Here is a 26,301-nt window from a genome sequence, read left to right as displayed (position 1 = left end):
GCCGACGGACTCAAGCCTCCGCCACTGCATCGGCCCACGGATGGAAGATCTCGACCGCGCCCGAATTCGTGTCGCCGTCGCGCATGACCACGCTCGGGCAGGCGAACTTCATCGGCACCGCCTGCACCTGCGTCTCCGCATAGTCGAAGCGCGCCGCAAGCGCCTTGCGTGTGTCCGCCGGCAGCCTGATATCGCCGATCACGACCGCGCCCTCGCTGGCGTCGATGCGCGGCTGATGGATCGCCGCGTCGAGGTCCATGCCGAAATCCATCGCAAAGGATGCGAGCTGCATCACCGCGGGCAGGATGCGGCGACCGCCGGAGGCGCCGATGGCGAGACGCTTGCCGTCCCTGGTCTCGGCGATGACGGGCGTGTAGTTGGTGAGGCAGCGCTTGCCAGGTGCGAGCGAGTTGGTGGTGCCCGGCGTCGGATCGAACCACATGATGCCGTTGTTCATGGCGATGCCGGTGTGCGGCGTCACGTATTTCGAGCCGAAGGACGAGAGCAGCGTCTGTGTCACCGCGGCGATATTGCCGTGGCGGTCGACGACGGAGAAATGCGTGGTGCAGGCCGGCGCCAGATATTCGGCGCCGAGCGAGCGCTTGCCGTCGGCATCGCCCATGTCCTTGAGCCGCTCGCGATAGGCCGCTTGGAGGGCGAGCGCATATTCGGCGTAGGCCGCCGCATCCGGCGCGGTGCCCGGCTTCAGAGTCTGCTGCAACAGGCGCAGCGCATGTGCCATCGTCGGTCCGGCCGTGAGCTCCGGCGTCGCAAACACCTTGCCGCCGCGATAGGGAATCGCCAGCGGCTCGCGCGGATGGGCGCGGAACGCAGCGAGGTCCTCCACCGACAGCGAGCCGCCGTCGGCCTTGATGTCGGATGCGATGCTCCTGGCGAGATCGCCCTCATAGAAATCGCGTGGTCCGGCTTCGGCGAGGTGAGCCAGCGTCGCCTTCAACTTGTCCTGCGGCAGCCGCGTCTCGAACTTGATGCCCCAGGGCGCGCTGGGCGGCAGGCCGTCCTTCAGGAACGCCGCTGCGCTTGCGGGATAGCGCCGGAGATCGGCCGCCGAGCTTGCGATCGTCAGTGTGGTCCACCAATCGGCCAGCAGGCCTTCGCCGGCGAGTGCGGCGGCCGGCGCGACCAGGTCTTTCCACGGCAGTTTGGCGTGGCGGCGATGCGCTTCCTCCATGCCGGCAACGACGCCGGGCACGGCGATCGCGCCGGGGCCATGGACGTTGCGGTCGTCCTTCACCCGCGGCCAGGGAAAGAGATCGGAGGCTGCGCCTTCGCCGCTGAGCGGATAGTCCGCGACGCGCAGGCTCTGCGGCGCGCACATGCCGTAGTCGATCACCTCGTAGCGATTTTCCATGGCGCGGTAGAGCACCATCGCCCCGCCGCCGCCGATGCCGCTGTTCCAGGGCTCCAACACGTTCAGCGCCATGGCGGTCGCGACGATCGCGTCGACGCAATCGCCACCCGCCGCCAGCACTTGCGCCCCCACTTCGGCGGCCCGGCGCGACTGCGCGGCGACGATGCCGCCCTTGGTCTTGACGGCAGGCTTGCGGACGGTTTGGGCGAGGCTGAACTGGTGAGGCATGATGCGGTCTTGTGTCTGTCTTCGGTGGTCTTGGCTTCGTTGCGCCGACTTGAGAGCTCCGCAATTGGCGAAGCGCGCCGACAATGGCACATTGCGGCCAACGAGAACATCCAAAGGGAGAAGCGGCATGGCTGGTGTGAAACAGGCGCGGGATGGCGCGGTCGGGATCCTGACGCTGGACGAGCCGGCGAGCCTGAACGCGATGACGCCGGACCTGCTCCGCGCGCTCGCGGCTGCGATCGGCGAGATGACGCAGGACGAGGGTGTTCGTGCGCTGATCCTCACCGGCGCCGGGCGCGGCTTCTGCTCGGGACAGAATTTGAAGGCCTCCGCAGCGCTTGGCGAGGACATCGCGGCCGGCGTGATGCGCTTCTACTGGCCGGCCTTCAGGGCGTTGCGCGAATGCCGCGTGCCTGTCGTCGTCGCCGTCAACGGGGTGGCGGCCGGCGGCGGCTTCAGCCTCGCGATGGCCGGCGACATGATCGTCGCGGCGCGGTCGGCGAGCTTCATCCAGGTGTTCAGCCGCATCGCGCTGGTGCCCGATCTCGGCTCGACCTGGCTGTTGCCGCGGCTGATCGGCCGCCAGCGTGCGCTCGAGCTGATGCTCCTGAACGAGCCGCTGACGGCCGAACGCGCCCAGGAGATCGGCCTGGTGCGACAGGTCGTCGACGATGACAAGCTGATGGGGGAGGCATTGACGCTGGCGCGCCGCCTGGCCGACGGTCCGACGCGCGCTCTGGTCGCGACGCGCGCGCTGGTCGAGGAGAGCGAGCACGCGACCTACGAGGCCCAGTTCCGCCGCGAGATCGAGCTTCAGGCCACGATCCGCACGAGCGCCGACGCGATCGAGGGCCGCAATGCCTTTGTCGAGAAGCGTAAGGCGAAGTTCACCGGGCGGTGAGGTGGTGCTGCGTCCCCGATTTCGTCATGCCCGGGCATAGCCGTCCGAAGGACGGCGTCGCTTCCGCTCGCCTACGTCCCGGCCATCCACGTTCTTTGACGCGGATGCCAAGACGTGGATGCCCGGGACAAGCCCGGGCATGACGAGTGGAGAGACTGTTAGCTGGAATTCTACGAAGCCGCTGCGCTCAGAGCGTGCGGTTCAGCCGGCTGGCCTGATACTTGGCGCGCCATTTCGGGCCGGGCCCGCGCATGTAGTGCAATTCGGGGCGGTAGGGGTCGCCGGCGACTTTCACCAGCGTCTGCCACTTGGTGGCAACGAAGTTCAGGGGCTGACGGAGCAGGGTCAGTGAAGCAAGCAGCATGGCATCACCTCAATGCGGCTTGCCGAGCATGGCGGTGAAGGGGAGGTCGAAGATCTCCTCGCCGTCGTCGCCGCTGACATGGATCACCCAGTCGCGCCAGTCTTCCGCACCGGGCGTCTGGATCATCGTGCGCATGATCTGGGCGGCGCGGTCGCGTGCCTCGGTCAGATTGGCTACCGCCGTGCCGTACCGATCAATCAGCGTGCCTTCGGTATTGGAGCAGTGGAAATACATCTGGACCATACACGCCTCCTGTAGAAAGCGATCGGGACGGCAAACCGATACCACCCCAGGCATTCGCGAAACATTCGGGACGAGCCCGGTAAGGGAATCTACGGAGATTGGTCGGCACCAAGGTCGTTATAGGTTTAATCACAGGCGGGTGATGGGCAACTGGACGGCGCTGAGGCGGCATGGAACAACCCTGGACGATACGTCCGGGAGGCCGCTGTGAACTGCTTCACATTCTGCTGTGAACGCCCGAGCCTGCGCTTGTTCGCGGTGGCCGTCGTCGGCGTGCTGCTCGGCCTGGCCCCGGCCTCGTCCGAGTCGCTCAGGAGGAGCGGCTATGCGATCGGCACGGAAAGCTGCGGCAGCGGCGATCTCGCTTTTCCAAGACTCCAGATCGACATGAAGGCCGGATTTTGCGCCGGCCTCGTCGCCAGCGAGGACGATCACCTCAAATTTCCGCGTTCGATCGTCCAGGTGCCCGGCCGAGACCTGTTCGTGGTCGCCGACATGGGCGGCTGGGGCCACACCGATGGACGGCTGCTGCTGCTCGATCCGCATGCGCCCCTGGGCCAGCGGTTCAAGGAGCTGCTGACCGGCCTCGAATACCCGTTCGGCCTCGTGATCGGCCCGGACAAGAAGCTCTATGCCTCGACTGCGGAGGCGATCTTCCGGTTCGATCCGCTCGCCGACAATCCGCGCGGCACGGTCGAGACCGTCATCCGTCACATGCCGGGCCGCCGGATCACGCTGCCCGATGGCACCCGGCTCGACGAGAGCGCGCATCCGCTCAAGCAGTTCGTGTTCGATCGCGACGGCCGGCTGTTCGTCAATGTCGGCTCGCACAGCGACGACTGCATCACGCGCGCGCCGATCACAAGACCCTGTGCGGCGGCCGAGGGCGCCTCCGCGATGGCCGCGATCTGGCTGTTCACGCCGCCGTCAGGCGGCGTCTTCCCGGCGTTGAAGCCGAACGACCCCGACCCGCCGCACGCCATCTATGCGCGCGGTCTGCGCAACTCGATGGCGCTGGCACTGCATCCGAACTTCCCGGATGCCGGCTACGCCTTCCTGCAAGGCGAGAATGGCCGCGATCTGCCCGACATCTTCAAGCCCAACGAGGAGATCAACGCGATCGAGCAGGGCAGGCATTATGGCTGGCCCTATTGCTACGACCTGTCGACGCCGAGCCCCGAATTCAGGATCGTGCTGCAATCCGGGACCTACAAATCGCTCTGTACGGCCAATGCGCTCTACAAGCCGCCGTTCTCGCTGCTGCCGCCGCACGGCGCGCCGCTCGCGATGCTGTATTATCACGGCGCGAAATTCCCGGAGCTGGAGGGCAGGCTGCTGGTCGGCCTGCATGGCTATCGCCCGACCGGCAGCCGCGTCCTCGTCTACGATGTCGACGATCACGGCTTCCCAAAGCCGAGCCCTGCGCCGGTGCGCTACCACGTCAGCTGCGCGGCTGATCCGACCCACAGCTTCCAGACCGACGCCGGCGAGATCGCCGCCGCACCGTTCGAGGAGCTGATTGCAGGCTGGCACCGTGTCAACGGCGCGCGGCCGCAAGGCGCGCCGGTCGGCATGACGGTCGCCGAGGACGGCGCGATCTGGCTGGTCGAGGACAAGAACCAGACCGTGATCCGCATTGACCGCGCTACGGGCGATGCGCCCGCGCCGCTGCCCTGCGACACGCGCAGCCAGGCGATGATCGACCAGCTCGCGGCCTTCGTCGCCAGGGACGCACAGAACAGCGTTCGCCTCACCACGCTGCGCAAGGGCCTCGTCGAGAAGCATTGCCTCGGCTGCCATTCGGATTTCGGCCTGAAGGCAGGACAGTCGGACGCAGAGAAGGACGCAACCGTGCTCCGATTCATGCTGTCACAGGACGGCTGGATCTATCCGGGCGATCCTGATGCCGGCAGGCTGCGCACGCGCCTTCGCGGTCTCGGCGCGGAGAAGCTGATGCCGCCGGGCGGCGAAAGCCTGCCGAAGACCGAGCCCGGCTATGCGCGTCTGCTCGACACCGCCGACCTGCTCGCTGCCAGGATGGTTCCGGGAACGCGGATGCGGATCAAGGCCGGCCCGCCGCAACGCAAGTTCTTTGGCAAGACCAACAAGGAATGCGGCGAAATACCGGCTGCCAAGGTCGTTGTCGTGACACAAAGGAGCGCTGTAGACAAACCCGGCTTCAGCCGATTCTTCCGGCCGGCCGATCCCTATCTGAACGGCGAGTGCACCGACGACGATGGCTATTACATCCGGCAGGAATTTCTGGTGCCTGTGCAGTAGCATTTTGCTCATCGCGACGCCCCCGGCTGCTGCCGAAACCAGGCTGTTCGACAGCGTGCAGGTGACGCCCGCCAGCGAATACACGTTCGGCATCGAAGGACCCGCAGCCGATCTCGATGGCAATCTGTTCGTCGTCAATCTCGGCAAGCCCGGCACCATCGGCAGGCTGCCTGCGGGCGCTGCCGCTTCGGAGCTGTTCACGACACTCCCCGAAGGCAGCGTCGGCAACGCGATCCGTTTCGATCGGAGCGGCGTGATGTTCATTGCCGACTACAAGAAGCACAACATCTTCGCCATTGCGAAGGGAAGCACCGAGCCTGCCGTCTGGTTTCACTCCGACGAGATGAACCAGCCCAACGACATCACGGTCGCGCGCGACGGCACGATCTACGCGAGCGATCCGAACTGGAAGGGCCGCGAGGGCCACATCTGGCGCATCGCGAAAGCCGCCGACGGAACGGTGCAGGGGCAGGTGATGCCGGCGCCCCGCGCGATGGGCACGACCAACGGCATCGACCTCAGTCCCGATGGCAAGACGCTCTATGTCGGCGAGTCCAGCAGCGGCCAGATCTGGTCCTACACGATCAGCGGCAACGAGCTCACCAGCGCAAGGCTGGTGAAGTCGTTTCAGCCCGACACCGTCGACGGGCTGCGCACCGACGTTGCCGGCCGCCTCTACGTCGCGCGCATTCTCAAGGGCACGATCGCGCTGATGAAGCCCAATGGCGCGATCGAGCGCGAGATCGCGTTGAAAGGCAAGGAGCCGACCAACCTCGCCTTCGGCGGCAATGACGGCAAGACCGTCTTCGTCACGCAGCGCCAGGGCGGCTTCGTCGAGGCCTTCCGTACCGACCAGCCGGGTCGCGAGCACTGTCTCCAGCGCGGGCGCTGCTGAGCCTCAGGGGCGATCTGCTTCCGACACAGGGCGGTACGACAGCGGCGGCATTCTTCTTGCTTGCATCTGGCCGCCGCAGCGCTCAAGAATCTGTGGCACCGTCAAAGCGACCCACGGAGTGTTTGAGTGAAAGCCGTCCATACCGAACTGCACCGCAGCCATGATCCGCAATTCTTCCTGGTTCGCGGCGTCGTCAAACGCACCACCGAGCAGCCCGAGCGCGCCGACCGCCTGCTCAAGGGGTTGAAGGACGGCAAGCATCAACTGGTGGAGCCGACGACATTCGGGCAGGGGCCCCGCGCGCGCATTCACAGCCCGGAATACCTGTCGTTCCTGAGCGAGGCCTGGGACGCCTGGACTGCGCTCGGCGATTCCGGCCCCGAGATGATCGGCAACATCCATCCCGTGCGCCACGCCGCGACCTATCCGACCCACATCGTCGGCAGGCTCGGCTGGCACACCGCCGACACTGCGGCGCCGATCGGCCCGGGCACCTGGGCCGCGGCCTGCGCTGCGACTGACGTCGCGGTCACCGCCGCGCAGATGGTGATGGACGGCGAGGATGCGACCTACGCGCTTTGCCGTCCGCCCGGCCATCACGCCTATCGCGACATGGCCGGCGGCTTCTGCTTCCTCAACAACAGCGCCATCGCCGCGGCTCATCTGCGGCTCAAGCACGAGCGCGTCGTGATCCTTGACGTCGACGTCCATCACGGCAACGGCACGCAAGGAATCTTCTACGCGCGGCCGGACGTGTACACGGTGTCGATCCATGCCGATCCCGTCGCATATTATCCTTACGTCTGGGGCTATGCGCACGAGCGCGGCGAAGGCCCGGGCCTCGGCACCAATCTCAACATCCCCCTGGCGATCGGCACCGGCGACGACGGCTACATCCAGGCGATGGACGTTGCGCGCAAGGCGATCGAGTCCTTTACTCCCGGCGCCCTCGTCATCGCCCTCGGCCTCGATGCCTCCGAGCACGATCCGCTGAAGGGCCTTGCCGTCACCACGCCGGGCTTCCGCCGTATCGGCCAGGCCATCGCCAGGATGGGCCTGCCGACCGTGTTCGTGCAGGAGGGCGGCTATCTCTCGGACATCCTGGGTGCGAACCTGACCTCGGTGCTGGCAGGATTCGAGGAGGCGCGTTGAGGTGCGCTTTTGCCGCTCCGTAGGTCGTCATGCCCGGGCTTGTCCCGGGCATCCACGTTTCTTCGTGCCGCGGAGCAAGGCGCGGATGGCCGGGACAAGCCCGGCCATGACGATGCGGAGGCTTCAGCAAGCGGCGGCGAAAAATCTCAAAACATCCCGCTCGCCGCAAGCGCCTTGCAGACGTGCTGCATCTCGGCCTCCTCCGCGACCATGTCGAGCATGACTGTCGTCAGGCCCTTTGCCGCAAAATCCCTCAGCCTCGCGCCGATCTCGGCATAGCTGCCGACGAGGTAGGGGCAGTCGGCCTGGAAGGTCAGGAACGGCAGCAGCCAATAGCCATTGTCCGCGAGCTCGCCGCTCTGACCCTCGTACAACCGCCGCTTCCACACGGAGTCGCTGTTCTCCACGGTGAGCGCGAGCAGCTCGCGATCATCGGGGTTGTCGCGGAAGCGCGCCTTGGCCGCCTGCCGCGCCTCGTCGCGGCTCTCGCGCGCGAAGATGCCGAAATTCATGCCTGATACGTCGAGCCCGCGATCGAGGTCGGGCGGCAGCATCTGCATCTTGATGCAGCCGGTCTCCTTCGCCACGCGCTGTGCCGCCTCGGACTGGCCCGCGATCAGGAATTCCGGCATCAGCTCCGCCGGCAGGCGGGGGCGCAGTTGCAGATTGCTCGCGCGGTAGAACCGGCCCTCGACATTCACCGGTCGTGGACTCGAGAGCAATTGCCGCATCAGCGCCACGAATTCGCCGAGCCGGACGTAGCGGTCGGCATGGGACTGGTCGTCGCCGAGGCCCTGCAAGTCGCTGACCGCGGTCCCCGTGATCATGTTGAGATAGACCTTGCGGCCGTAGAGCTGCGCGAAGGACGAGACGAATTTCGCTGCCGTGAACGGGTGCATGTAGACCGGGTTGACGGCGATCAGCGGCGAAGATCGCGTCGTCCCTGCCATGATGTGCTGGGCCATGGCCCAGGGCTCGACGAACACGTCGTTGCCTTCGAACAGCAGAATGCCTTCGAAGCCGTTGCGGTCGGCGAACTGCGCCACCCGCATCAGCTCGCCGACATATGTCCTGGGGTCGCGGTTGCGCGAGATCGCGGGGAAGACGCGCAGCCGCGAGGTCGTCATTCAGCCGCTTCCTGGAGCGGCCAGGCATTGCGGCTGATGGGAAGGCCGCCGTCCGCGCGGGAGCCGTCGGCGATCGCGAGGCGATGCGAGGGGGAGGGCGAGCACAGCGAGAAGCGCCATCCCTGCGGATCGTCGGCGATGTCGGGTTTGAAGCTGATCTCGATGGCTTCGCGCGACACCTGCATCGCGAAGGCGTCGAGCGGCAAGTTGAGCCCAAAGCCCCTGGCCTTCAGATAGGCCTCCTTGAGCGTCCAATAGTCGAAGAAGCGCTCGATCGCCGCCGGCTCCGGCAGGCTGCGCAGCGTTTCGACCTCCTCCGGCGCAAAGAAGCGATTCGCGGTGGAGAGCGGGGCGACCCGCCGTGACACGGTTTCGACGTCGACGCCGACGGCCTCATGCCTGGACACGACGCAGGCGACGCAGCCATCGGCATGCGACAGGCTGAAATGCAGCGCGGTCGAGGTCGCGGGCGCAGCGACAAACGGCCGCCCGTAGCGGCCGGCCCCAAAGGACCAGTCGGAGGGAGCGACGTTGGGCGCGACCTGCGATAGCGCCAGGCGCAGCATGGCATGGGCGAAAATATATTGCCGCCGATGCCGCTCGAACATGAAGCGGTCGGCGCGGACCCGTTCGTCGACCGAGAGCAGGCGCCGGCACGCATCGGCCGCGCCCGGCGCGTCAATAGTCTCGATCAGTCCGACAAACAGTTCAATTCTGTCGTCTGCCATCCAATCAGGCCCATGGCGTCAGGCGGAGGCCAAATCCCCCGGTCCTGACGGAAGAATCAAAGAACCAACTGAGCGGACCGTTGTTATCGGTCCACCCGGGCGAATTCTTGTCGATTTGCAGGCCGGTTTACGAGCTCAAGCTTGTGCGAGACCCCAACTCGCAGGCGAGCGGCCCGTTGTCCGAAAGATTCGTGCGGCGTCCCGGCCGACTAATCTTACTTTTTCTTCTTGGCCTTCTTCGAGCCGCCCAGCATGGAAAGGCTGGCGTCGACGTCCTTCAGCGCGGACTGGAGCTTCTTCTTCTCGACAGTCAGCAACTTTTGCAGGGCCTTGCGGTCCTTGTCGCTCAACGAGGTGCCCTTGGTAAATTTGATGAAACCCATAACACTCCCCCGGTTTAAAATAATTGTCCAAATCGAAACGCGAGAATAATCTTGCGCGCTGGCGCCAAATAATCAAGATGCAACTTGGTCATTCACAGCTTTGACGAGTGAACCAGTATTCGCCCGTCCTGTACAGCCGGTCAAGCCGCCCTGCGATCGAGCAACCGGCCGAGCGGCGTGTTGGGTTGGGCGGCGGCGGTCCCCAGCAGCGCGACGAGATCCTCCATCCACTCGCCGACCATACGGCCGTCGAGCAGTTCGCCCTTGTAATTGCATGAACCGGTGATTCCGGTCGGGCGCTCCTTGAGCATCAGCGACAGCCAGGTCTGGTCGATCGGCAGCACCGGCTGCCCCTCGCGCGCGACGTTTCCGATCGATTGCACCGCAATCTCCGGCAGATCGAGCGGCTGGCGCAGCGGATTTTGCAGCGTGAAATAGACCTGAAGCAGCGCGGCCGGGTCGATCCCCACCTGCTCCAGATGGTCGGCCAGCATATTGAACGGCAGTTCCTGCCGCGCATGCGCATCGAGCACGCTCTGGCGCACCCGCACCAAGGCTTGCGCGAACGACAGATCCGGCGTGATTTTCGTGCGGACGATCACCGTATTCTCGAACGGGCCGACGATTCGCTCGGTGTCCGGCTGGGCGCGATTGGCCATGGCGGTGGCGACCGAGATGTCGGTGCGGCCGGTCCGTGCCAGCAGCAGGGCCTTCAGGCCGGTGAGCAGGCACATGAACAGCGTGGCGTTCTGCTGGCCGGCGAACGCCGTGAGCCGCGCGATCAGATCGGGCTCGAGCCTGAGCGGTTGGTGACCGGTGGATGCGCCCGGGCTTGCGTCGCCGTCAAAGACCGGGGCCGCGCCGCGCAGAGTCTCCGTCCAGTCGGCGGCCTGGCGGCGGGCGGCGTCGGTGCCGCACCACCAGCGCTGCCAGCGCGCGACGTCCGAAAAGGCCGGCGGCAGTTTCGGCAGCGGCGCCGAGGGACGTCCGGCCAGTGTCGCATAGCGGCTCGACAATTCCTCGAACAGCACGCCGATCGACCAGCCGTCGGCAGCGGCATGATGCAGCGTCAGCAGCAGCACGTGGTCGTCGGCATGGAGCCGCAACAGCCGTGCCCGCAACAGCGGCGGCCGCGCGGCGTCGAACGGGGTGTAGGTCTCCTGCTCGATCAGGAGATCGATCTTCCTGAGTTCGAGGGCTTGGCGCCGCTTGTTGTTGTGCGGCCGCCCGTCGCCGATGACCTCGACGGTGAGGACGGGCCCGAGTTCGCCGGGTGTGGCGAGGCGGCTGATGGGCTCCCCGCCGTTCCAGCCGAACGCAGTCCGCAGCGATTCGTGGCGGCGCACGATGTCGCCGAACGCCTGGGCGAGGATGGCCGGATCGAGCGGGCCCTGGAGGCGAAAGGCAAAGGGCAGGTTGAACAGCGGCAGGCCCGGCAGGTTCTGCTCGATGCGAATCATCTGGTCCTGCGCGATCGAGAGCGTTGGCGGGCCGCTTTCGATCAGCCGCGACACGCTTGCGGCAGGCTTGTGCGGCTCGGCGGCCACGGCCTCGTCGACCCGGCGGGCGAGCTCCTCGATCGTCGGCGCCTCGAAGATGGTCTTGATCGGCAGCGAGACGCCGAGCGCACGGGCGACGCGCGCCATCGCCTGGCCCGCCAGCAGCGAATGGCCGCCGAGATCGAAGAAATTGTCGGTGACACCGAGGCTCTCGACCTTCAGCAGATCGATCCAGATGTCGGAGAGCACCTTTTCGGTGAAACGCCGCGCCGGCACCGCCGCATCCGGCCCCGACGCTTCCTGCTGCACGGGCGCCAGCAGTGCGGACCGGTCGATCTTGCCATGGGCGTTGAGCGGCACCCGATCCAGGAACAGGAATGCGGACGGGATGGCGTGGCCGGGCAGCCGGCCCTTCAGGAATTCGCGCAGCTCGCTGGCGCTGACCCGGCTGCCGGGCCTTGCGACGATATGGGCGATCAGCCTGACATCGCCGCTGGCCTCGCGGCGCGGCTCGACGATGCCGGCGCGCACGCTCGGATGGTCGGCCAGCGCGTTCTCGATCTCCTTGAGCTCGATGCGGTAGCCGCGAACCTTGACCTGATGGTCGGCGCGGCCGAGGCACTCGATCGTGCCGTCGGCGCGGCGGCGGGCAAGATCGCCGGTCCGGTACAGCCGGCTAGCAGCCTGGCGCGAGAACGGATCGGGCAGGAAGCGTTGCTTGTTCTGCGCGGGATCGTTGACATAGCCGCGTCCGACGCCGGCGCCGCCGATGCAGAGCTCGCCGGTCACGCCGACCGGCTGCGGCTCAAGGTTGGCGTCGAGCACGTAGAGCTGGGTGTTCGGCAGCGGCGCGCCGACCGGAACGTTGCCCGTCGCGGTCGCCGGCGGCTTGGTCAGGCGATGCAGGGAGACGTCGTCGGAACATTCCGACGCACCATAGGCATTGATCAGCGGCACCTTCGGGCAGCGGGCGAACCAGGCGCGGCAGAGATCGACCGGCAGCGGCTCGCCGGTCGAGATCAGGAGGCGCAACCTTGCGAAGGCGCGCTGGATCTTCGCCTCGTCCATGCGATCGAGAATCACCCGCAGCAGCGACGGGACGATCTCGAGCACGGTGATGTGCTCGCGCTCGATCTCCTGCGCGAGCAGGATCGGGTCCTGCACGATCGCGTTGCCGCAAATGTGCACGCGGGCGCCGACCATCGGTCCGGCGAGGAACTGCCAGACCGAGATGACAAAGCTCTGCGGCGCGGTCTGCGCGATCACATCCCTGGCCGAGAGGTTCAGCCCGGATATCAGCGACGCCAGATGGTTCGACAGCCCGCGCTGCTCGATCATGACGCCCTTCGGCGCGCCCGAGGAGCCGGACGTATAGATGAGATAGGCGAGGCTGGATGCTGCGCGCCGCGCGGCGCGGGCCGGCTTGGTCGCCCCTGGCGCGATCGCGTCTTCGAGCTCGGCCACCTGGATGCGCTCGACCAGCGGCTCGATCAGCGCCTCGACCATGGCCGACTGGGCGCGCCCGGTCAGCAGCACGCGGGCGCAGCTCGATCCGAGAATGGTCGCAAGCCGCGCTGGCGGCTGGTCGGGATCGAGATTCAGGAAGGCCGCGCCCACGCGCTGCACCGCGATCATTGCGGCGAGCAGATCGGGGCCGCGCTGCGCGAGCAAGGCGACCACGCTCTCGGACCCGACGCCTTCGCGGGCTAGCCAGCGCGCAGCCGCCTGGCTGCGCCGGGCCAGTTCGCGATAGCTCAGGGATGTGTGTCCGTCCGACGCCGCAACAGCGTTCGGCGTCGTCCTGGCCTGACGGTCGAAGCGTTCGCTTAAGTTGCCGCGGGTGGTGAAATTGGCCGGCACGCCGTGGCCTTTCGCCAGCGTTTGCCGGCGTTCGGCTTCGGTCAGCAGCGGCAGGCGCGAGATGCGCTGATCCGGATTGGCGATGACGGCCTTGAGCAGGGTCTTGAATTGAGCAGCCATGTCTTCGATCGTGGCCGCGTCGAACAGATCGGTGGCGTATTCGAAGAACCCGGTGAAGCGCCCGTCGGCCTCGACCAGCTCGAGCGTGATGTCGAAGCGCGCCACTTCTGGATCGACCTCCAGCCGCCGCGTCGACAGGCCGGGGAAGCGTGCCGCCTCGATCGAGGCGTTCTGGAGGATGAACATGATCCGGAACAGCGGGTTGCCGTCGCTCCGGCGCGCGATCTGGAGCGCACGCAGCACCTCCTCGATCGGGAGATCCTGATTGCGGTAGGCATCCAGCGTCACCTGCCGCACCCGCCGCAACATTTCGCCGAAGCTCGGATCACCGCCAAAATCGTTGCGCAGGATCAGGGTGTTGGCGAACAGCCCGATCAGGCGTTCGCTCTCGATCTGGTTGCGATTGGCGATCAGCGATCCGGTGGCGACATCCTCATGCGAGGTGTGACGGAAGAGCAGGCACTGAAACACCGCGAGCAGGGTCATGAAGGGCGTGACGCCTTGGTCCTGGCTCAGCGCGCGGACATCGCCCGAGAGGGTTCTGGAGAATTCGAAATAGTGACGGGCGCCGTGACCGCTCCAGATCTCCGGCCGTGGTCGGTCGGTCCGCAGCGGCAGCGTGGTGACGCCGTCGAGTTGCGCCCGCCAGTAGTCGAGCTGCTCCTTTGCCGCCGGCGTTCGCGCCCAGCTCTGCTGCCACAGCGCAAAGTCGCGATACTGGAAACTGGGCGAGGGCAGCGCCGCTACGCTGCTCTTGCGTGCCGCGGCATAATGGGCGGCGAGCTCCTCCCAGAACAGCCGCTGCGACCAGCCATCGGTGACGAGGTGATGCAAATTGACCACGAGAGCGTGGCTGGATTTGTCGAACGACAGCAGCGTGACCTTCAGCGGCGGCTCGTGCGCCAGATCGAACTTATATTGCGCGAGCTTGAGCGCCTCGCGCCGGATCACCGCGGCCTGCTTGTCTGCCGGGCAGGGCTTGAGCTTGATCCGCTCGAATTTAGGCGGCGATCGCAACACAAGCTGCGCCGGCTCGCCCTGCCGTTCGATGAAGACCGAGCGCAGCGCCTCATGGCGGGCGCAGATTGCAGTGAGGCTCGCAGAAAGCGCGGCGACGTCGACCAGACCTTTGAGAAGCGCGACTTCGACGACATTATAGTTGTAGCGGGTCGGATCGAGCCGCGAGAGCACGTACATCCGCTGCTGCTGGAACGACAGCGGCGCGTCCGCTGTCGCAGCTAGGGCCCGGCGCCAGGCCGGCAGTGTCGCTTCGCGATGGGTTGCGGCAGTCTCCAGCCGGGCCGCAAGCGCGGCGACCGTGGCGCAATCGAAAATGTCCTCGAACGAGAAGTCGACGTTGAAGCGTTCGCGCAGGCGCGAGCGCATCTGCGTCACCGCGAGCGAGTCCGCACCGAGCGCGAAGACGTCCTGATCGATGCCGACCTGCGGCAGCTCAAGCAGGCCGGCCCAGATCTCCGCGAGCTGCGTTTCCAGCGTGGTGCGCGGCAGGCGCGCCGCGTCGGCGTCCTCCGCCGTCGCGATCAGATCGGCCAGTGCATTGCGCTTGACCTTGCCGCTGGCGCCCTTCGGCAGCGCCGCCACGCTGCGGATCAGGCTCGGCACCTTGTAGGCCGCGAGACGCTTTCGCGCGAACTGGCGCAACTGGTCCGAGGTCGCCTCGGAATTCGCCCGCAACACCACGACGGCGGCGACGTTCTCGCCGAGCTTTGGGTGCGGAACGGCAAAGACACCGGCCTCCAGCACTGCCGGATGGCTGAGCAGGACCTCTTCCACCTCCAGCGGAGAGATCTTCTGCCCGCCGCGATTGATGACGTCCTTGATGCGGCCGACGATGAAGAGATAACCGTCGGCATCGAGATAGCCGAGATCGCCGGTCCGGAACCAGCCGTTGCGGAATGCGGCCTGGGTCGCCGCCTCGTCATTGTGATAGCCACGCGACATGTTCGCTCCGCGCAGCACGATCTCGCCGTGCTTGCCGCTCGCAAGCATGCGGCCCGTCTCGTCCATGATCGCGATCTCGGGCCCTGCAGCGCGGCCGACCGATCCGACCTTGCGCAGCTCGAACGGATTGGCGGCGATCTGCGAGGCCGCCTCCGTCATGCCGTAGGTCTCGAGCACGGGAACGCCGAACGTCGCCTCCAGTCCGCCAAGGATCGCGGGCGCGAGCGAGGCCGAGGCCGAGCGGATCACGCGCAGCGACGAGGCCCGGGCACGGTCCGGATTCGCTTCCGCCGCCGTCAGCAGCGCGCGATGAATGGTCGGTACCGCCGTGTACCAGGTCGGTTGCAGCTCCCGCATCCAGCCGAAGAACGACGAGGCGTCGAAACCGTCGGTGCAGATCACGCTGGAGCCCGCGGCCAGCGCCGTCAGGAGGCCCGAGATCAGACCATGGGCGTGAAACAGCGGCAGGACGTTGAGCAGGCGATCATGGGATGTGAGCGACAGCACGCGGCCGGCATTGGTGGCGGACAGGCACACATTGCGATGCGTGAGCGGCACCATTTTCGGCCGCGCCGCCGTGCCCGACGTCAACAGGATGAATGCATCGTCGTCGCCGCGCGAGGCGCCGCTCGTGCGCGCCGGACCGATCGTGGGGCCCACGAACGCGCAGCCGCCGAGATCGTCTTTCGGCCCCGGCACGAAATCGATCACCGCGATATCGAGCGCCCTGGCGACGTCGCGACTGGCCGAGTTCATGTCGGCCCGGGTGACGAGTGCCGTCAGCTTCAATTCGCTGAAATAGCGTTGCAGCTCGTCCGCGGTCAGATCAGGATTGACGGGGACGCAGGCGCCGGTCGAAGCGACCGCGATCATTGCCAGCGCGCTGTCGGCGCCGCGCGGCAACGCCACCGCAATCCGGTCACCCGGAGCGATGCCGAGCCCGCGGAGCGTGCGGACCAGATCCTGCGTCCGCTCGCCAAGCGCGCCGTAGGTGAGGGCCGGCCGGCCAGGGGCGAGCAGGGCGGGCGCCGCCGGCGTCCTGCGGGCGTAGAAGTCGAGAAGGCCGCCGATATGGGAAAAGATCTTCGTTTCGCCGCTCGCGCCGACCGTTCTCGCTCCGGATGCAATGTCCGACAATGCCATTCCTTTTTGATCTGATTGAGCTATTCTTCCTAGAAGTTAGGGAATGCGTCCAGTCTGAGGTGAAGTTCGGGCCCCAAAATCTGTGGTTGAGGGGCCTAAAGCCCTTCGACGGAGTGAAGGTTGGGCAGAATCACCATGCTGGAGAATGAGCCGGGCACCGAAGCGGATGGCGGGCTGAAGCGCTGGCTCGAAGGTATCGGCCTTGCGCACTACTCCGATCTCTTCGCGCAGCACCGTCTCGATCTCGATGTCATGGGGGATCTGACCGAATCCGACCTGGTCGAGCTCGGATTGCCTCTTGGCGATCGCAAGCGGCTCCAGCGGGCGATGGCGGCGCTGTTCCGGGCTGAAACGGCGGAGGCGCCCGCCGCGGCGGCACCTCCGCCGACCCGGGTGGAGGTCGGAGCCGAACGGCGCCAGCTCACCACCATGTTCTGCGACATGGTGGATTCCACCTCGCTCTCGGCGCAGTTCGATCCGGAAGACGTGCGCGACATGATCGCAAGCTTCCGCGAGACCTGCGTCCGCGTGGTCAAGCATTACGAGGGTTTTGCCGCCCGGTTCGTCGGCGACGGTATTTTGGTCTATTTCGGCTATCCGACCGCACATGAGGACGACGCCGAGCGCGCGGTGCGTGCAGGGCTCGAGATCGTGCGGGTGCTGTCGACCGCTCGCGCGATCGAGCCGCGTGGCGCGCTCAGCCACTCGCCCGCGGTCCGCATCGGGATCGCGACCGGTCTCGTCGTGGTCGGCGATCTCGTGGGACAGGGCACCGAAGAGCGCGACTCCGCGGTCGGAGAAACCGTCAATCTCGCTGCGCGCCTGCAAGGCCTGGCGCCGCCCAACGGCGTGGTGATTTCCGCCTCGACCCAGTCGCTGCTGAAGGGGAAGTTCGACTACCGCAATCTCGGCGTCCATGCGCTGAAGGGCATCTCGGAGAAGGCGCAAGCCTGGCACGTGGTGCGCGCTTCGCGGGTGGAGACCCGCTTCGCCGCCGCGATGGGCACGCGGCTGACCCCGCTCGTCAACCGCGAGGAGGAGATCGCGCTGCTGATGGGCCGCTGGCAGCAGGCCAAGGACGGCGACGGCCAGGTCGTGGTCAAGTTCGGCGAGCCCGGCATCGGCAAGTCGCGCGTCATCCAGGAGATTTTCGAGCGGATCGCGGGCGACCGCCACGGACAGGTCTCGTTCCAGTGCTCGCCCTACTACACGTCCACCGCGTTCTATCCGTTCGCCGAGCAACTCAAATTCTCGCTCGGCCTCGACCGCGAGGATGCGTCCGCGCTGTCGCTGGCGAGCCTGGAGACCGCGATCGCCGCGGCTCATGGCGACATCGAGCAGGTCACGCCGCTGTTTGCCGCGCTGTTGTCCATACCGACCGGAGACCGCTATCCGCCGCTCGAGCTGTCGCCGCAGCAGCAGAAGGATGCGACGGTCGCGGCGCTGGTCAATCACTTCCTCGGCCTCGCGCGCGAGATGCCGCTGGTGATCGCGTTCGAGGACCTGCACTGGATCGATCCGACCTCCCGCGAGGTCATCGACCTCCTCGTCGACCGGGTGCAGAACCGGCCGATCCTGGTCGTCATCACCGCCCGCTCCGAATTCCAGCCCAGCTGGAACGCGCATTCGCACATCACCACCCTGGTGCTGAACCGCCTGAGCCGGCAGCTGCGCGCGACGCTGGTCGAACGCGTCGCCGGACGGGAGCTGCCCAAGGAGGTCGTCGAGGAGATCATCGTCAAGACCGACGGCGTGCCGCTGTTTCTGGAAGAGCTGACCAAGACCGTTCTCGAATCCAACCTCCTGACCGAGCGGCACGGGCGCTACGTGCTGTCGGGCCCGTGGCGGCAACTCGCGATCCCGGCAACCCTGACGGATTCGCTGATGGCGCGGCTCGACCGGATGGGCCCGTTCAAGCGGATCGCGCAGATCGGCGCCACCATCGGCCGCGAGTTCTCCTACGAGACGCTCCAGGCCGTCGCCGACACGTCGGCGGAGCAGATCGAGGCCGCGCTCAACCATCTGGAGGAAGCCGGGCTGATCATGCGCCGTGGCCATCCGCCGGATGCGCTCTACTCGTTCAAGCACGTGATGATCCAGAACGCCGCGCATGCGAGCCTGCTGCACAGCGAGCGGCGCAAGCTGCATGCCCGCATCGCGCAGGTGCTTGCCGAGATGTATCCGGAGAAGACCGAGCGCGAGCCGGAGCTGCTCGCCCATCATCTGACCGAATCCGGCCAGAGCGAGGGTGCCGCGAGCTTCTGGCTCAAGGCCGGCAAACAGGCGGCCAAGAGCGGCGCCAATCTCGAGGCGATCGGCCATCTGCGCCGCGGCCTCAGCGTCGTGCAGGCCAATGCGCGCATGCAGGGCGCCGACGAGATGGAGCTCGAGCTGCGCATCGCGCTCGGCAACGCGCTGATCGCCGCCAAGGGCTATGCCGTGCAGGAGGTCGAGGAGAATTACATCCGCGCGCTCGAGCTCGGCCAGCAGCTCGATGACGACGAAAAGGCCTTTGCCGCCACGCGCGGCCTCTGGGTCTGCCATTTCATCCGTGCCGATCTCACCCGCGCGCACGATCTCAGCGTCGAGCTGTTGAAGTTCGCCAAGCGCGAGCGGCTGAACGAGCGGACGCAGCCGGCACAGCAGACCGGCTATCTGATCGAGGCGCATCGCTCGATCGCGATGACCATGCTCTATCGCGGCCGCTTCGCCGCCTCGCAGCATCATCTGCACCGCTGCATCAACCTCTACAGCCCCGATCTGCACTCCGACCTGATGGAGCGCCACGGCACCGATCCCGGCGTGGTCTCGCTGTCCTATCTCGGCTATCTCCTGTGGTTCCTCGGCCGGCCCGACGCGGCGCGCCAGCACAGCGAGCAGGCGATCGCGAATGCCGAGAAGATCCGCCACCCCTTCACGCTCGCCTTCGCGCTCGTGTTCGGCGCCTATCTCTGCCAGCATTTGCGCGACGTCGAGGGCACGCGCGACCACGCCAACCGCGCCATGATCATCGCCACCGAACACAATTTCCTGCACTGGAAGCAGCAGGCCGCGATCCTGCGCGGCTGGGCGCTGACCCAGCTCGGCGAAGCCGACGAAGGCCTCAGCCAGATGCGCTTCGGCCTCGACGAATATGAGGCGATGGATTCCTGGCTCGCCGGCTGCTGGTTCCGCTGCCTGCTCGCGGAAGCCTACGCCAAGGTCGGGATGCGGGATGCCGCCTTGCGCGCGCTGGACGGCGCGCTCGCGACCGCCAGAAGGACCGGCGATCACTCCTATCTTGCCGAGGTCTATCGCCTGCAAGGCGAGATCACGCTGTCGGACGGCGACCCGGCCTCGGTGCAGGAGGCCGAGGATCTGTTCGGCCTGTCGCTGGAGATCGCGCGCAAGCAGGGCGCGCTGTCCTGGGAGCTTCGCACCGCCGTCAGCCTCGCGCGCCTGTCGCTCGAGGCCGGCAAGCGCGAGCACGCAAGGCTCCTGCTCGTGCCGATCGTCGCCAGGTTCAGCGAGGGTTTCTACACGCCGGACCTGAAGCAGGCGATGCAGCTGGTCAACGAGCTCGGGTCGGACGCGCCCGTTCGTGAACGGGCCGATCCCTGACATGAGCGATCTCGCCGCCGCGCGTGCGCGCTACGTGGAAAGAATCGCCAAGCGCGAGCGGATTTCCTCGAAGCGCCTGCTCGAAGCGCTCGCCGCCGTGCCGCGCGAGGATTTTCTGGCGAAAGGACCCTGGCGCATCAAGAGCGAGGCGGCGCGCAGCTACCGGCTGACACCCGACGCCGATCCCGTTCATCTCCAGGACAATGTGCTGGTCGCGATCGACGCGCGCCGCAAGCTCGACACCGGTCTGCCGAGCCTGTGGGCGCATTTCATCGATTTGCTCGATGTCGGGGAGAAGGACCGCGTGGTCCAGATCGGCTGCGGGCTCGGCTATTTCTCGGCGGTGCTGTCCAGGATCGTCGGTCCGAAGGGCAGGGTGCGTGCAATCGAATGCGACGAGCGGCTTGCGGCTCGTGCCGCGAACTATCTTCGCGCCTACCGCAATGTCGAGGTCGTCCGCGGCGACGGATGCGAGGACATCGGCGCGCCCGCCGATGTGATCATCGTGCATGCCGGCTTCTCGCATCCGCATCCGCTCTGGCTCCAGTCGCTCCGTCCGCGCGGTCGCCTTCTGGTGCCGCTGACCCAGCGGGACCGCGAAGGCGCCGTCATCAGGATCACGCGCAAGGGCAAGGGGTTCGAGGCGGAGCCGGTCCAGCAGATCCGGATCTTTCCCGGCCGGGGCCGCGGTACGACCGCGCTCGACGACCGCGTCGCCGACTGGTGGCAGCGCGCCTCCGCCCTGGCGCCGCTGCGGTTTCGCGCCATCGAGCAGGGGCTGCCGTCGGATGGCTGATGCTTCGTTTCACTTTACCTTGATTCAGGTTGCGAGTTTCCCCCGCCTCCGGGTGCGGTTATGACTGGGGCTTGATGGCCATTTGAGCACGCTCTATGCATTCCGTTGCACTGCTGACTGCCAGCTATGCCAAGGATATCGAACGCTTTTCGCTGCTCAGCGAGAGCATCGACACCTGGCTGACGGGATATACGCGGCATTATGTTCTCGTTAACGATGAGGACGTGCCGCTGTTCGAGCGGTTCGCTTCCGACAAGCGCGTCATCGTTCCGGCCTCGCGATATCTGCCGAAATGGCTGTTCGCGCTGCCTCCGGCGCTCCAGTTCATCAGCAAACGACGCGTCTGGCTGTCGCTGCTGTCGTCGCCCGTGCATGGCTGGCACATCCAGCAGATCCTGAAGATCGCCGGCGTCCTCAACGCGCCCGAGCAGCGCGTCTGCATCCTGGATTCGGACAATCTGTTCTTCCGCGAATTCGACGTCGGCCACTATGCCGGCGGCGAGAAGACGCCGCTGTTCGTCACGCGCAGGGGGATCGACGCCGACCATCCGTTGCATGTGCTGTGGCTGCGCACCGTCGATCAGCTTCTCGGTGTCAAGGAGCGTGCGTTCCCGGCGGACGATTATGTCGGCAACGCGCTGGTCTGGGACAAGGACACAGCGCGCGCGATGACCGACGCCATCAAGTCGGCGACGGGCCTCAGCTGGGCTCTCGCACTGTGCCGGAAGAAGAAGTTTTCCGAGTACCTGCTCTACGGCCACTTCGTTGCCAATTCGCCGAAGCACCTGGCCGCGCACCGGGTGACGGAAGACAGTATCGCGGTCTCGCATTGGGATGACACGCGCCTCGACCGTCCGGCCATCGAGGCGATGATGCACGCCGCCGCGCCCGAGCAGGTCGCGCTCTGCATCCAGTCCTATTCGTCGACCTCGATCGACGACATCCGCGACGTGTTCCGTCTCAGCTCGCGCGACCGTCGCGGACCGAGCCTGTCTCCCGATCATATGGGGGACACGGCCGAATTCGAGACGCCGAAGACGCGCTAGAGCAAGCTGCTCTAAACGTCCTTTGTGAACTTGCTGATGACGTCCATGAACGGCTTCGGCTTGAACTCGCCGTCGAGCGGCAGCGGGCGGTTCGGCTGCTTGTCCGCGCGGGCGAAGGTGCCGTTGATCCAGCTGTAGCGATCCGAGAGGCCCCAGGTCAGGATCGAGCGCACCGGACCGCTGGCCGAAATGGCCGTCAGCAGATCGTCGACGCGCTTGGCGACGATGGCGTCGCGTTCGGCCGGATTGCCTGTCAGCTTCTGATCGTCGACGTCGAGTTCGGTGACGAGAACGTCCAGCCCCCACGAGCGCAGCTCGGTGACGAATTCGGCCAGCCCATGCGTGTCGATCTCGAGCTCGGCATGCAGATGCGATTGCAATCCCACGGCGTGCAGCGGCACGCCCTGGTCGAGCAGCTCCATGATCAGGTTGCGGTAGGCTGCGCGCTTGGCGATGAAGGAATCCTTCGCCGATTCGATATCGTATTCGTTGATCGCGAGCTTGACGAAGGGATCGGCCGCGGCCGCCGTGCGGAAGGCGAGCGGGATCCAGCTGCTGCCGAGATGCTGCGTCCAGAACGTGTCGCGCCGGTCTTTCGGACTGCGGGGATTGTCCGGGATCGGCTCGTTGACGACGTCCCACGACGTCAGCTTGTCCTTGTAGTAGGAGACGACGGTGCCGATGTGGTCGAGATACGCACGCTCGACGCCCTTGGCGTCCTTGATCTGCTTGGTCCAGTCCGGAATGTCGTGATACCAGGCGAGCGCGTGGCCGCGCATCGTCAGATCGTTCGCCTGCGCAAAATCCAGGATCGCGTCGGCGCGTTCGAACGCAAACGTGTGTGCGTTCGGCCGCAGCATCGGCCATTTCAGCTCGAGCACCGGCACGACCTGCGTGCAATAGGTGCTGATGGCCTCGCCAAGCCGCGGATCGGCCTGCAGGTCCCAGAGCGTGGCCGCAGCGCCGAAGCCGGGACGGCGCCGGGCAAGTTTCGATGCCGGCAAGGCCGACGCGGATGCGCCCGCCGCAAGCGTTGCGGCGGTGCCGAGAAGGAATTCGCGTCTGTCGAGCCTGGCCACGGCATTCCCTCGGGAACCAACGCGCCATCGTACCAAGCGGGGCCGTGCGACGCCGGGGTTTCGTCGTGTTGGGTTAACCTTTGCCGGGTATCCGGCGCGTCAACGCGTATACCGCCACATCGCTGTTCCGGCGTGGTCATGCGCTGGAAAAGGTCGCACGGCGCCTGAATCATGGTTTCTTTTCGGTGATCGCGGCAGCCGGTTCGAGGAAAGGGCAAATTTAACGCTAACGCGCGAAATCCGCCGCGTGGCTCCATTCGCGGCCCGATTTGCAGACTTATGTGACACTCTTCGGGGATGCTGCGGCGCAGTCGATCGCCACGCCAAGGTCCGACTGATTAACGGCCGCAAAACTCGCATGACCGCTTCCGGTCCCGTGCCCGCATGCTGAACCGCCATTTCTCCATCTACCTGGTCGCCTACATCCTGCCTGCGGTGGTGGGCTTCTTTGCGGTCACCGCCTACACGAGGCTGCTGACGCCCGCAGAGTACGGCGTCTATGTCGTCGGCATCAGCCTTGCCGGCATTCTGGGTGCGATCTTCTTCGCCTGGATCAAGCTGTCGGTGTCCCGTTATCAGGCGATGTCGGCGGAGGTGGATTTTCGCGGCACGGCGATGGTCGCCTTTGGGCTCACGGTCGCGGTGCTCTGTGCCGCGACCCCGCTGGTCTTCCTGTTCCGCAGCGACGTCAGCGTCGAGCTGCTGCTCGCCAGCATGTTCGTCGCGATCATGGCCAATGCGGTCGATGTCGGCCAGGAGTTCGAGCGCGCCAAATTGCGCCCCTACCGGTTCGCGGCGATTTCGATCGTCCGCAGCGTATCGAGCGTCGGCTTCGGTCTCTTCGGGATCTGGCTCGGCTGGGGCGGCATGGGCCTGCTCGCGGCGTTCGGGCTGGGCTCGCTGACCGGCATCATCCTCAATCTCGTCGGCGACCGCACCAGGATCGCAGGCTTCCAGCGCAGCCAGTTCATGCAGCTGGCGCGCTATGGCCTGCCGCTGACGCTGGCCGGTCTCTCGGTCGCGCTGTACTCGACCTGCGACCGTCTGATCGTCGCTTATCTCCTCGGCAAGGACGCCGCCGGCATCTTTGGCGTCGCCGCCGATCTGCCGCGCCAGTTCATGGTGATGATCGCCTCCAGCGTCGCCGCGGCGACCGTTCCGCTCGTGTTCCGATCGCTGTCGGAGAAGAACAATGAGACCACGCGCGAGCGGCTCACCGAGAGTCTCGAGCTGCTGCTCGTCGTCGTCGCGCCCGTCGCGATCTGGCTGGCGCTGGCGGCGGATCAGGTCGCAGGCACGCTGGTCGGTGTCGATTTCCGCGCCGGCGTGTCGGCGCTGCTGCCGACCCTGGTGCTCGCCCGCTTCTTCGGCATCGCCAATCAGTTCTACGTCCAGATCAGCTTTCAGCTCGCCGAACGGCCCTTCATGCTGGCGGCGCAGTCGTTCCTCACCCTGGTGGTGAGCGTCGCGCTGATGTTTGTACTGGTCGCAGGTTACGGCCTCAATGGCGCCGCGCTGGCGACGCTTGCGACCGAGGCGATCGGCTTCGTGGTCGCCGTCGCGCTGATGCACCGTGCCCATCCCGTGCCGTTCGACGTCAACCGTCTCGCCGGCGTTGGCGCCTCCGCCGCGGCGATGGCGGCTGCGATCCTGATCGCGCGATCGCAGGTCAACGGCACCGGCTTCGTCGCGCTGATCATCGTGAGCCTCGCCGGCGGGCTCGCTTACGCCGCCGCGGCGTGGCTTCTCAATGTCGCAAATGTGCGAACGCTGTCGCTGCGCCTCCTGCGGACCTTCAACCGGAAGGCGCTGGGCGTCTAGCCGGAGCTGACGAGGCGCCCGGCGCAGGCCGGCAGTCGCGAACTGCCGTCCCGGACCTTTGGCCGCGAATCTATTGCAGCGGCGACCGCACCCCGGTCGCAGCATCGTAGACCAGGATTTGCAGCATCGGGAACCTGCCGAGCAACTCGGCGCCGGCTTCTCGGGCAGCCGTTTCGCTGTCGTAGCGGGTCTTGAAGTGGCCATCGACCACAAGCGTGAAGCCATCGGCCGGTGCGACGTCCGCCCTTTGAATGATTCTCGGCGCGATCTCGTCGACGTGCGCGGTCGGCTTTTTCATGGGGTACCTTCATATCGTTGCAGGAGACGGCTCGAAGCGTTCTTGCCTCCAACCGTCTCAGTCGTCCCTCACGATCTCAGGCTTGTCATACAAGACCGCGTTCAGGAGGGAACTGTGAACCTCGATCTTGCCGTTGTAGGTGATGAAACCGAGCTTGCGAAACTTGTTCATGAAGAAGCTGACACGTGAGCGGGTTGTCCCGATCATCTCTGCGAGGGTCTCCTGACTGACCTGCGCCGAGATGGGCTGCGGGGCGCCATCCTTGCCAAAATTCGCCAGCAGCAGGAGAAGACGCGCAAGCCGCTTCTCGCTCGAATTGAACAACTGATCGATCAGGTCTTCTTCGATGCGGCTGTTTCGACTGAGCAGATACTCCATGAACAACTCGGAGAACTTTGGTTCACCCTTGAGTGCCGTAAGCATCGCCGATTTCGCGATGGACGTGATCACGCACCGCTCCATCGCCATCGTCGTCGAGATCCGCAAGGGATGGCCGTTCAGGCAGCCTTCGCCGAAGAATTGTCCGGGCTCCATGATCCCGACCACGGCTTCCTTGCCCTGCTCGGAGACGACGAGAACCTTGATCCTCCCCTTCTGGATGTAGAAAACGGTATCCGCGGCGTCGCCTTGCGAGAACACGACCTGGTTCTTGTCGAAATTCAATATGGCCTTGCCGTCGCCGACCTTGGCGAGAAAGAGTTTTGGGTCGAACGCGCTTTTCACCGCTCTTGGCATGACGTCGTCAAAAACCTGGTGGAAGGACCTTCAGTTTAGCAGGCCCGGTGCCGGGCGCGTTAGGCAAATCTTGCTTCCACCCACGGGCCTGCCGGTGATCCCGACGAGGCAATTGTGGCGGCGGCTTCGGCCGGCTCGCCATAAGCCTCGCCTGCGCTCAATGCCGTACGACCGTCTGATGCCGGTCCTTCATGAGTGCGGCATCCAGCTCCGTTTGGCTGATCGCATAGGACTGGATCAGCAGTTGGGAGGCAGACCTCGCGGGCGTCTGAAACAGCGTCGCCACGCGCCGATAGGCGATCCTCGACAACCCTTCGATCTGCTCGTCGTCTGTGAGGACGACATATTCACCGGCGGGCTGAGCGCCCTCCAGGCCCTGAAGCACGAAGGGATTGGCGAACGAGACGGTGGTCCGCGTTGTTCTGATGGTCAATATGAGATCTCCTGGACCAACCTGCAGAGGCATAGCCGGTCACTTGCCGACGCGGCTCGTCGCGCCGGTCGGGAGGCGCCGTTAGAGACTGTATCGGTTGGCTCGCTCTGCCGCAGAGCAGAATTGCTCACCTTTGAAGGAATAGTCCGCAATTGATCGTGAGCCGCGCCGATCACGCGATCGGCATCTGAGCAGTTTTGCACATCATCCACCCCTGCTCAGGTCTAGGCTGACCG

At 65.9% G+C, this 26,301-nt stretch carries 19 protein-coding genes; 8 read left to right on the top strand and 11 right to left on the bottom strand.

The window, feature by feature from the left end; all coding sequences use genetic code 11:
* Positions 1-10 precede the first annotated feature (10 nt).
* Positions 11-1,600 (bottom strand): gamma-glutamyltransferase family protein, encoded by a 1,590-nt coding sequence (locus A3M7_RS0143415; RefSeq protein ID WP_027549512.1) that lies wholly within the window; start codon positions 1,598-1,600, stop codon positions 11-13.
* 127 nt (positions 1,601-1,727) lie between these two features.
* On the opposite strand from A3M7_RS0143415, the gene A3M7_RS0143410 reads away from it, so the two are divergent.
* Positions 1,728-2,501, top strand: a complete 774-nt coding sequence (locus tag A3M7_RS0143410; protein WP_027549511.1) for an enoyl-CoA hydratase-related protein — start codon at positions 1,728-1,730, stop codon at positions 2,499-2,501.
* A 187-nt stretch (positions 2,502-2,688) separates the two neighbouring features.
* On the opposite strand, the gene A3M7_RS50230 is transcribed toward A3M7_RS0143410, so the two are convergent.
* Together A3M7_RS50230 and A3M7_RS50225 are read right to left on the bottom strand one after the other, a co-directional pair.
* A complete protein-coding gene (locus tag A3M7_RS50230; protein ID WP_167771207.1) occupies positions 2,689-2,865 on the bottom strand; it encodes a hypothetical protein in 177 nt (58 codons plus the stop codon).
* A 9-nt stretch (positions 2,866-2,874) separates the two neighbouring features.
* Complete coding sequence (locus tag A3M7_RS50225; protein ID WP_027549510.1) at positions 2,875-3,108, bottom strand: hypothetical protein; 234 nt, start codon at positions 3,106-3,108, stop codon at positions 2,875-2,877.
* A 207-nt stretch (positions 3,109-3,315) separates the two neighbouring features.
* Here A3M7_RS50225 and A3M7_RS0143395 point away from each other — a divergent pair, with 207 nt between their 5' ends.
* From A3M7_RS0143395 to A3M7_RS0143385, 3 genes are all read left to right on the top strand, one after another.
* Positions 3,316-5,388 (top strand): sorbosone dehydrogenase family protein, encoded by a 2,073-nt coding sequence (locus tag A3M7_RS0143395; RefSeq protein WP_027549509.1) that lies wholly within the window; start codon positions 3,316-3,318, stop codon positions 5,386-5,388.
* Positions 5,345-6,283, top strand: a complete 939-nt coding sequence (locus A3M7_RS0143390) for an SMP-30/gluconolactonase/LRE family protein (protein ID WP_027549508.1) — start codon at positions 5,345-5,347, stop codon at positions 6,281-6,283. Before A3M7_RS0143395 ends, A3M7_RS0143390 begins: the two co-directional genes overlap by 44 nt.
* 126 nt (positions 6,284-6,409) lie before the next feature.
* Positions 6,410-7,435: a histone deacetylase family protein gene (locus A3M7_RS0143385; protein WP_027549507.1), complete on the top strand. Its 1,026-nt coding sequence runs from the start codon at positions 6,410-6,412 to the stop codon at positions 7,433-7,435.
* A 146-nt stretch (positions 7,436-7,581) separates the two neighbouring features.
* Here A3M7_RS0143385 and A3M7_RS0143380 read toward each other — a convergent pair whose 3' ends face one another.
* From A3M7_RS0143380 to A3M7_RS0143365, 4 genes are all read right to left on the bottom strand, one after another.
* Positions 7,582-8,562 carry an LLM class flavin-dependent oxidoreductase gene (locus A3M7_RS0143380; protein ID WP_027549506.1) on the bottom strand — a complete coding sequence of 327 codons (981 nt, stop codon included), beginning with the start codon at positions 8,560-8,562 and terminating at the stop codon, positions 7,582-7,584.
* Complete coding sequence (locus A3M7_RS0143375) at positions 8,559-9,290, bottom strand: 4'-phosphopantetheinyl transferase superfamily protein (RefSeq protein WP_027549505.1); 732 nt, start codon at positions 9,288-9,290, stop codon at positions 8,559-8,561. The genes A3M7_RS0143380 and A3M7_RS0143375 overlap by 4 nt, the downstream gene beginning before the upstream one ends.
* Before the next feature lie 215 nt (positions 9,291-9,505).
* On the bottom strand, positions 9,506-9,673 hold the full coding sequence (locus A3M7_RS50220) for a hypothetical protein (RefSeq protein ID WP_198033927.1): 168 nt from the start codon (positions 9,671-9,673) through the stop codon (positions 9,506-9,508).
* A gap of 140 nt (positions 9,674-9,813) precedes the next feature.
* Complete coding sequence (locus A3M7_RS0143365) at positions 9,814-16,257, bottom strand: non-ribosomal peptide synthetase (protein WP_027549504.1); 6,444 nt, start codon at positions 16,255-16,257, stop codon at positions 9,814-9,816.
* 135 nt (positions 16,258-16,392) lie between these two features.
* Here A3M7_RS0143365 and A3M7_RS0143355 point away from each other — a divergent pair, with 135 nt between their 5' ends.
* The 3 genes from A3M7_RS0143355 (at position 16,393) to A3M7_RS0143345 (ending at position 21,699) form a co-directional block, all read left to right on the top strand.
* Entirely contained in the window at positions 16,393-19,857 is a 3,465-nt protein-coding gene (locus tag A3M7_RS0143355; protein ID WP_027549503.1) for an AAA family ATPase, read from the top strand.
* A 1-nt stretch (position 19,858) separates the two neighbouring features.
* Entirely contained in the window at positions 19,859-20,653 is a 795-nt protein-coding gene (locus A3M7_RS0143350) for a protein-L-isoaspartate O-methyltransferase (RefSeq protein WP_027549502.1), read from the top strand.
* Between the two features lie 95 nt (positions 20,654-20,748).
* Positions 20,749-21,699, top strand: a complete 951-nt coding sequence (locus A3M7_RS0143345; protein ID WP_027549501.1) for a DUF6492 family protein — start codon at positions 20,749-20,751, stop codon at positions 21,697-21,699.
* Between the two features lie 11 nt (positions 21,700-21,710).
* On the opposite strand, the gene A3M7_RS0143340 is transcribed toward A3M7_RS0143345, so the two are convergent.
* On the bottom strand, positions 21,711-22,778 hold the full coding sequence (locus A3M7_RS0143340; protein ID WP_027549500.1) for an endo-1,4-beta-xylanase: 1,068 nt from the start codon (positions 22,776-22,778) through the stop codon (positions 21,711-21,713).
* 384 nt (positions 22,779-23,162) lie between these two features.
* Here A3M7_RS0143340 and A3M7_RS0143335 point away from each other — a divergent pair, with 384 nt between their 5' ends.
* Entirely contained in the window at positions 23,163-24,599 is a 1,437-nt protein-coding gene (locus tag A3M7_RS0143335; RefSeq protein WP_027549499.1) for a lipopolysaccharide biosynthesis protein, read from the top strand.
* Positions 24,600-24,669: 70 nt separating this feature from the next.
* On the opposite strand, the gene A3M7_RS0143330 is transcribed toward A3M7_RS0143335, so the two are convergent.
* The 3 genes from A3M7_RS0143330 to A3M7_RS0143320 form a co-directional block, all read right to left on the bottom strand.
* Positions 24,670-24,897, bottom strand: a complete 228-nt coding sequence (locus tag A3M7_RS0143330) for a hypothetical protein (RefSeq protein ID WP_027549498.1) — start codon at positions 24,895-24,897, stop codon at positions 24,670-24,672.
* Positions 24,898-24,954: 57 nt separating this feature from the next.
* A complete protein-coding gene (locus A3M7_RS0143325) occupies positions 24,955-25,632 on the bottom strand; it encodes a Crp/Fnr family transcriptional regulator (RefSeq protein ID WP_027549497.1) in 678 nt (225 codons plus the stop codon).
* Positions 25,633-25,789: 157 nt separating this feature from the next.
* Positions 25,790-26,065, bottom strand: coding sequence for a hypothetical protein (locus tag A3M7_RS0143320; protein ID WP_027549496.1), 276 nt, complete (start codon positions 26,063-26,065; stop codon positions 25,790-25,792).
* Between the last annotated feature and the right edge of the window lie 236 nt (positions 26,066-26,301).

This window comes from Bradyrhizobium sp. WSM2254, from assembly GCF_000472645.1.
Classification (GTDB): Bacteria; Pseudomonadota; Alphaproteobacteria; order Rhizobiales; family Xanthobacteraceae; genus Bradyrhizobium; species Bradyrhizobium niftali.
The sequence above is the reverse complement of the archived record's forward strand: the minus strand, read 5'-3'. Positions and strand labels throughout refer to the sequence as shown.

What these genes read in the sequence shown, in the direction of transcription:
- A3M7_RS0143415 (WP_027549512.1), bottom strand. Translation starts at nt 1,600, where the DNA reads ATGCCTCACCAGTTCAGCCTCGCCCAAACCGTCCGCAAGCCTGCCGTC.
- A3M7_RS0143410 (WP_027549511.1), top strand. Translation starts at nt 1,728, where the DNA reads ATGGCTGGTGTGAAACAGGCGCGGGATGGCGCGGTCGGGATCCTGACG.
- A3M7_RS50230 (WP_167771207.1), bottom strand. Translation starts at nt 2,865, where the DNA reads ATGCTGCTTGCTTCACTGACCCTGCTCCGTCAGCCCCTGAACTTCGTT.
- A3M7_RS50225 (WP_027549510.1), bottom strand. Translation starts at nt 3,108, where the DNA reads ATGGTCCAGATGTATTTCCACTGCTCCAATACCGAAGGCACGCTGATT.
- A3M7_RS0143390 (WP_027549508.1), top strand. Translation starts at nt 5,345, where the DNA reads ATGGCTATTACATCCGGCAGGAATTTCTGGTGCCTGTGCAGTAGCATT.
- A3M7_RS0143380 (WP_027549506.1), bottom strand. Translation starts at nt 8,562, where the DNA reads ATGACGACCTCGCGGCTGCGCGTCTTCCCCGCGATCTCGCGCAACCGC.
- A3M7_RS0143375 (WP_027549505.1), bottom strand. Translation starts at nt 9,290, where the DNA reads ATGGCAGACGACAGAATTGAACTGTTTGTCGGACTGATCGAGACTATT.
- A3M7_RS50220 (WP_198033927.1), bottom strand. Translation starts at nt 9,673, where the DNA reads ATGGGTTTCATCAAATTTACCAAGGGCACCTCGTTGAGCGACAAGGAC.
- A3M7_RS0143365 (WP_027549504.1), bottom strand. Translation starts at nt 16,257, where the DNA reads ATGGCATTGTCGGACATTGCATCCGGAGCGAGAACGGTCGGCGCGAGC.
- A3M7_RS0143355 (WP_027549503.1), top strand. Translation starts at nt 16,393, where the DNA reads ATGCTGGAGAATGAGCCGGGCACCGAAGCGGATGGCGGGCTGAAGCGC.
- A3M7_RS0143350 (WP_027549502.1), top strand. Translation starts at nt 19,859, where the DNA reads ATGAGCGATCTCGCCGCCGCGCGTGCGCGCTACGTGGAAAGAATCGCC.
- A3M7_RS0143345 (WP_027549501.1), top strand. Translation starts at nt 20,749, where the DNA reads ATGCATTCCGTTGCACTGCTGACTGCCAGCTATGCCAAGGATATCGAA.
- A3M7_RS0143335 (WP_027549499.1), top strand. Translation starts at nt 23,163, where the DNA reads ATGCTGAACCGCCATTTCTCCATCTACCTGGTCGCCTACATCCTGCCT.
- A3M7_RS0143330 (WP_027549498.1), bottom strand. Translation starts at nt 24,897, where the DNA reads ATGAAAAAGCCGACCGCGCACGTCGACGAGATCGCGCCGAGAATCATT.
- A3M7_RS0143325 (WP_027549497.1), bottom strand. Translation starts at nt 25,632, where the DNA reads ATGCCAAGAGCGGTGAAAAGCGCGTTCGACCCAAAACTCTTTCTCGCC.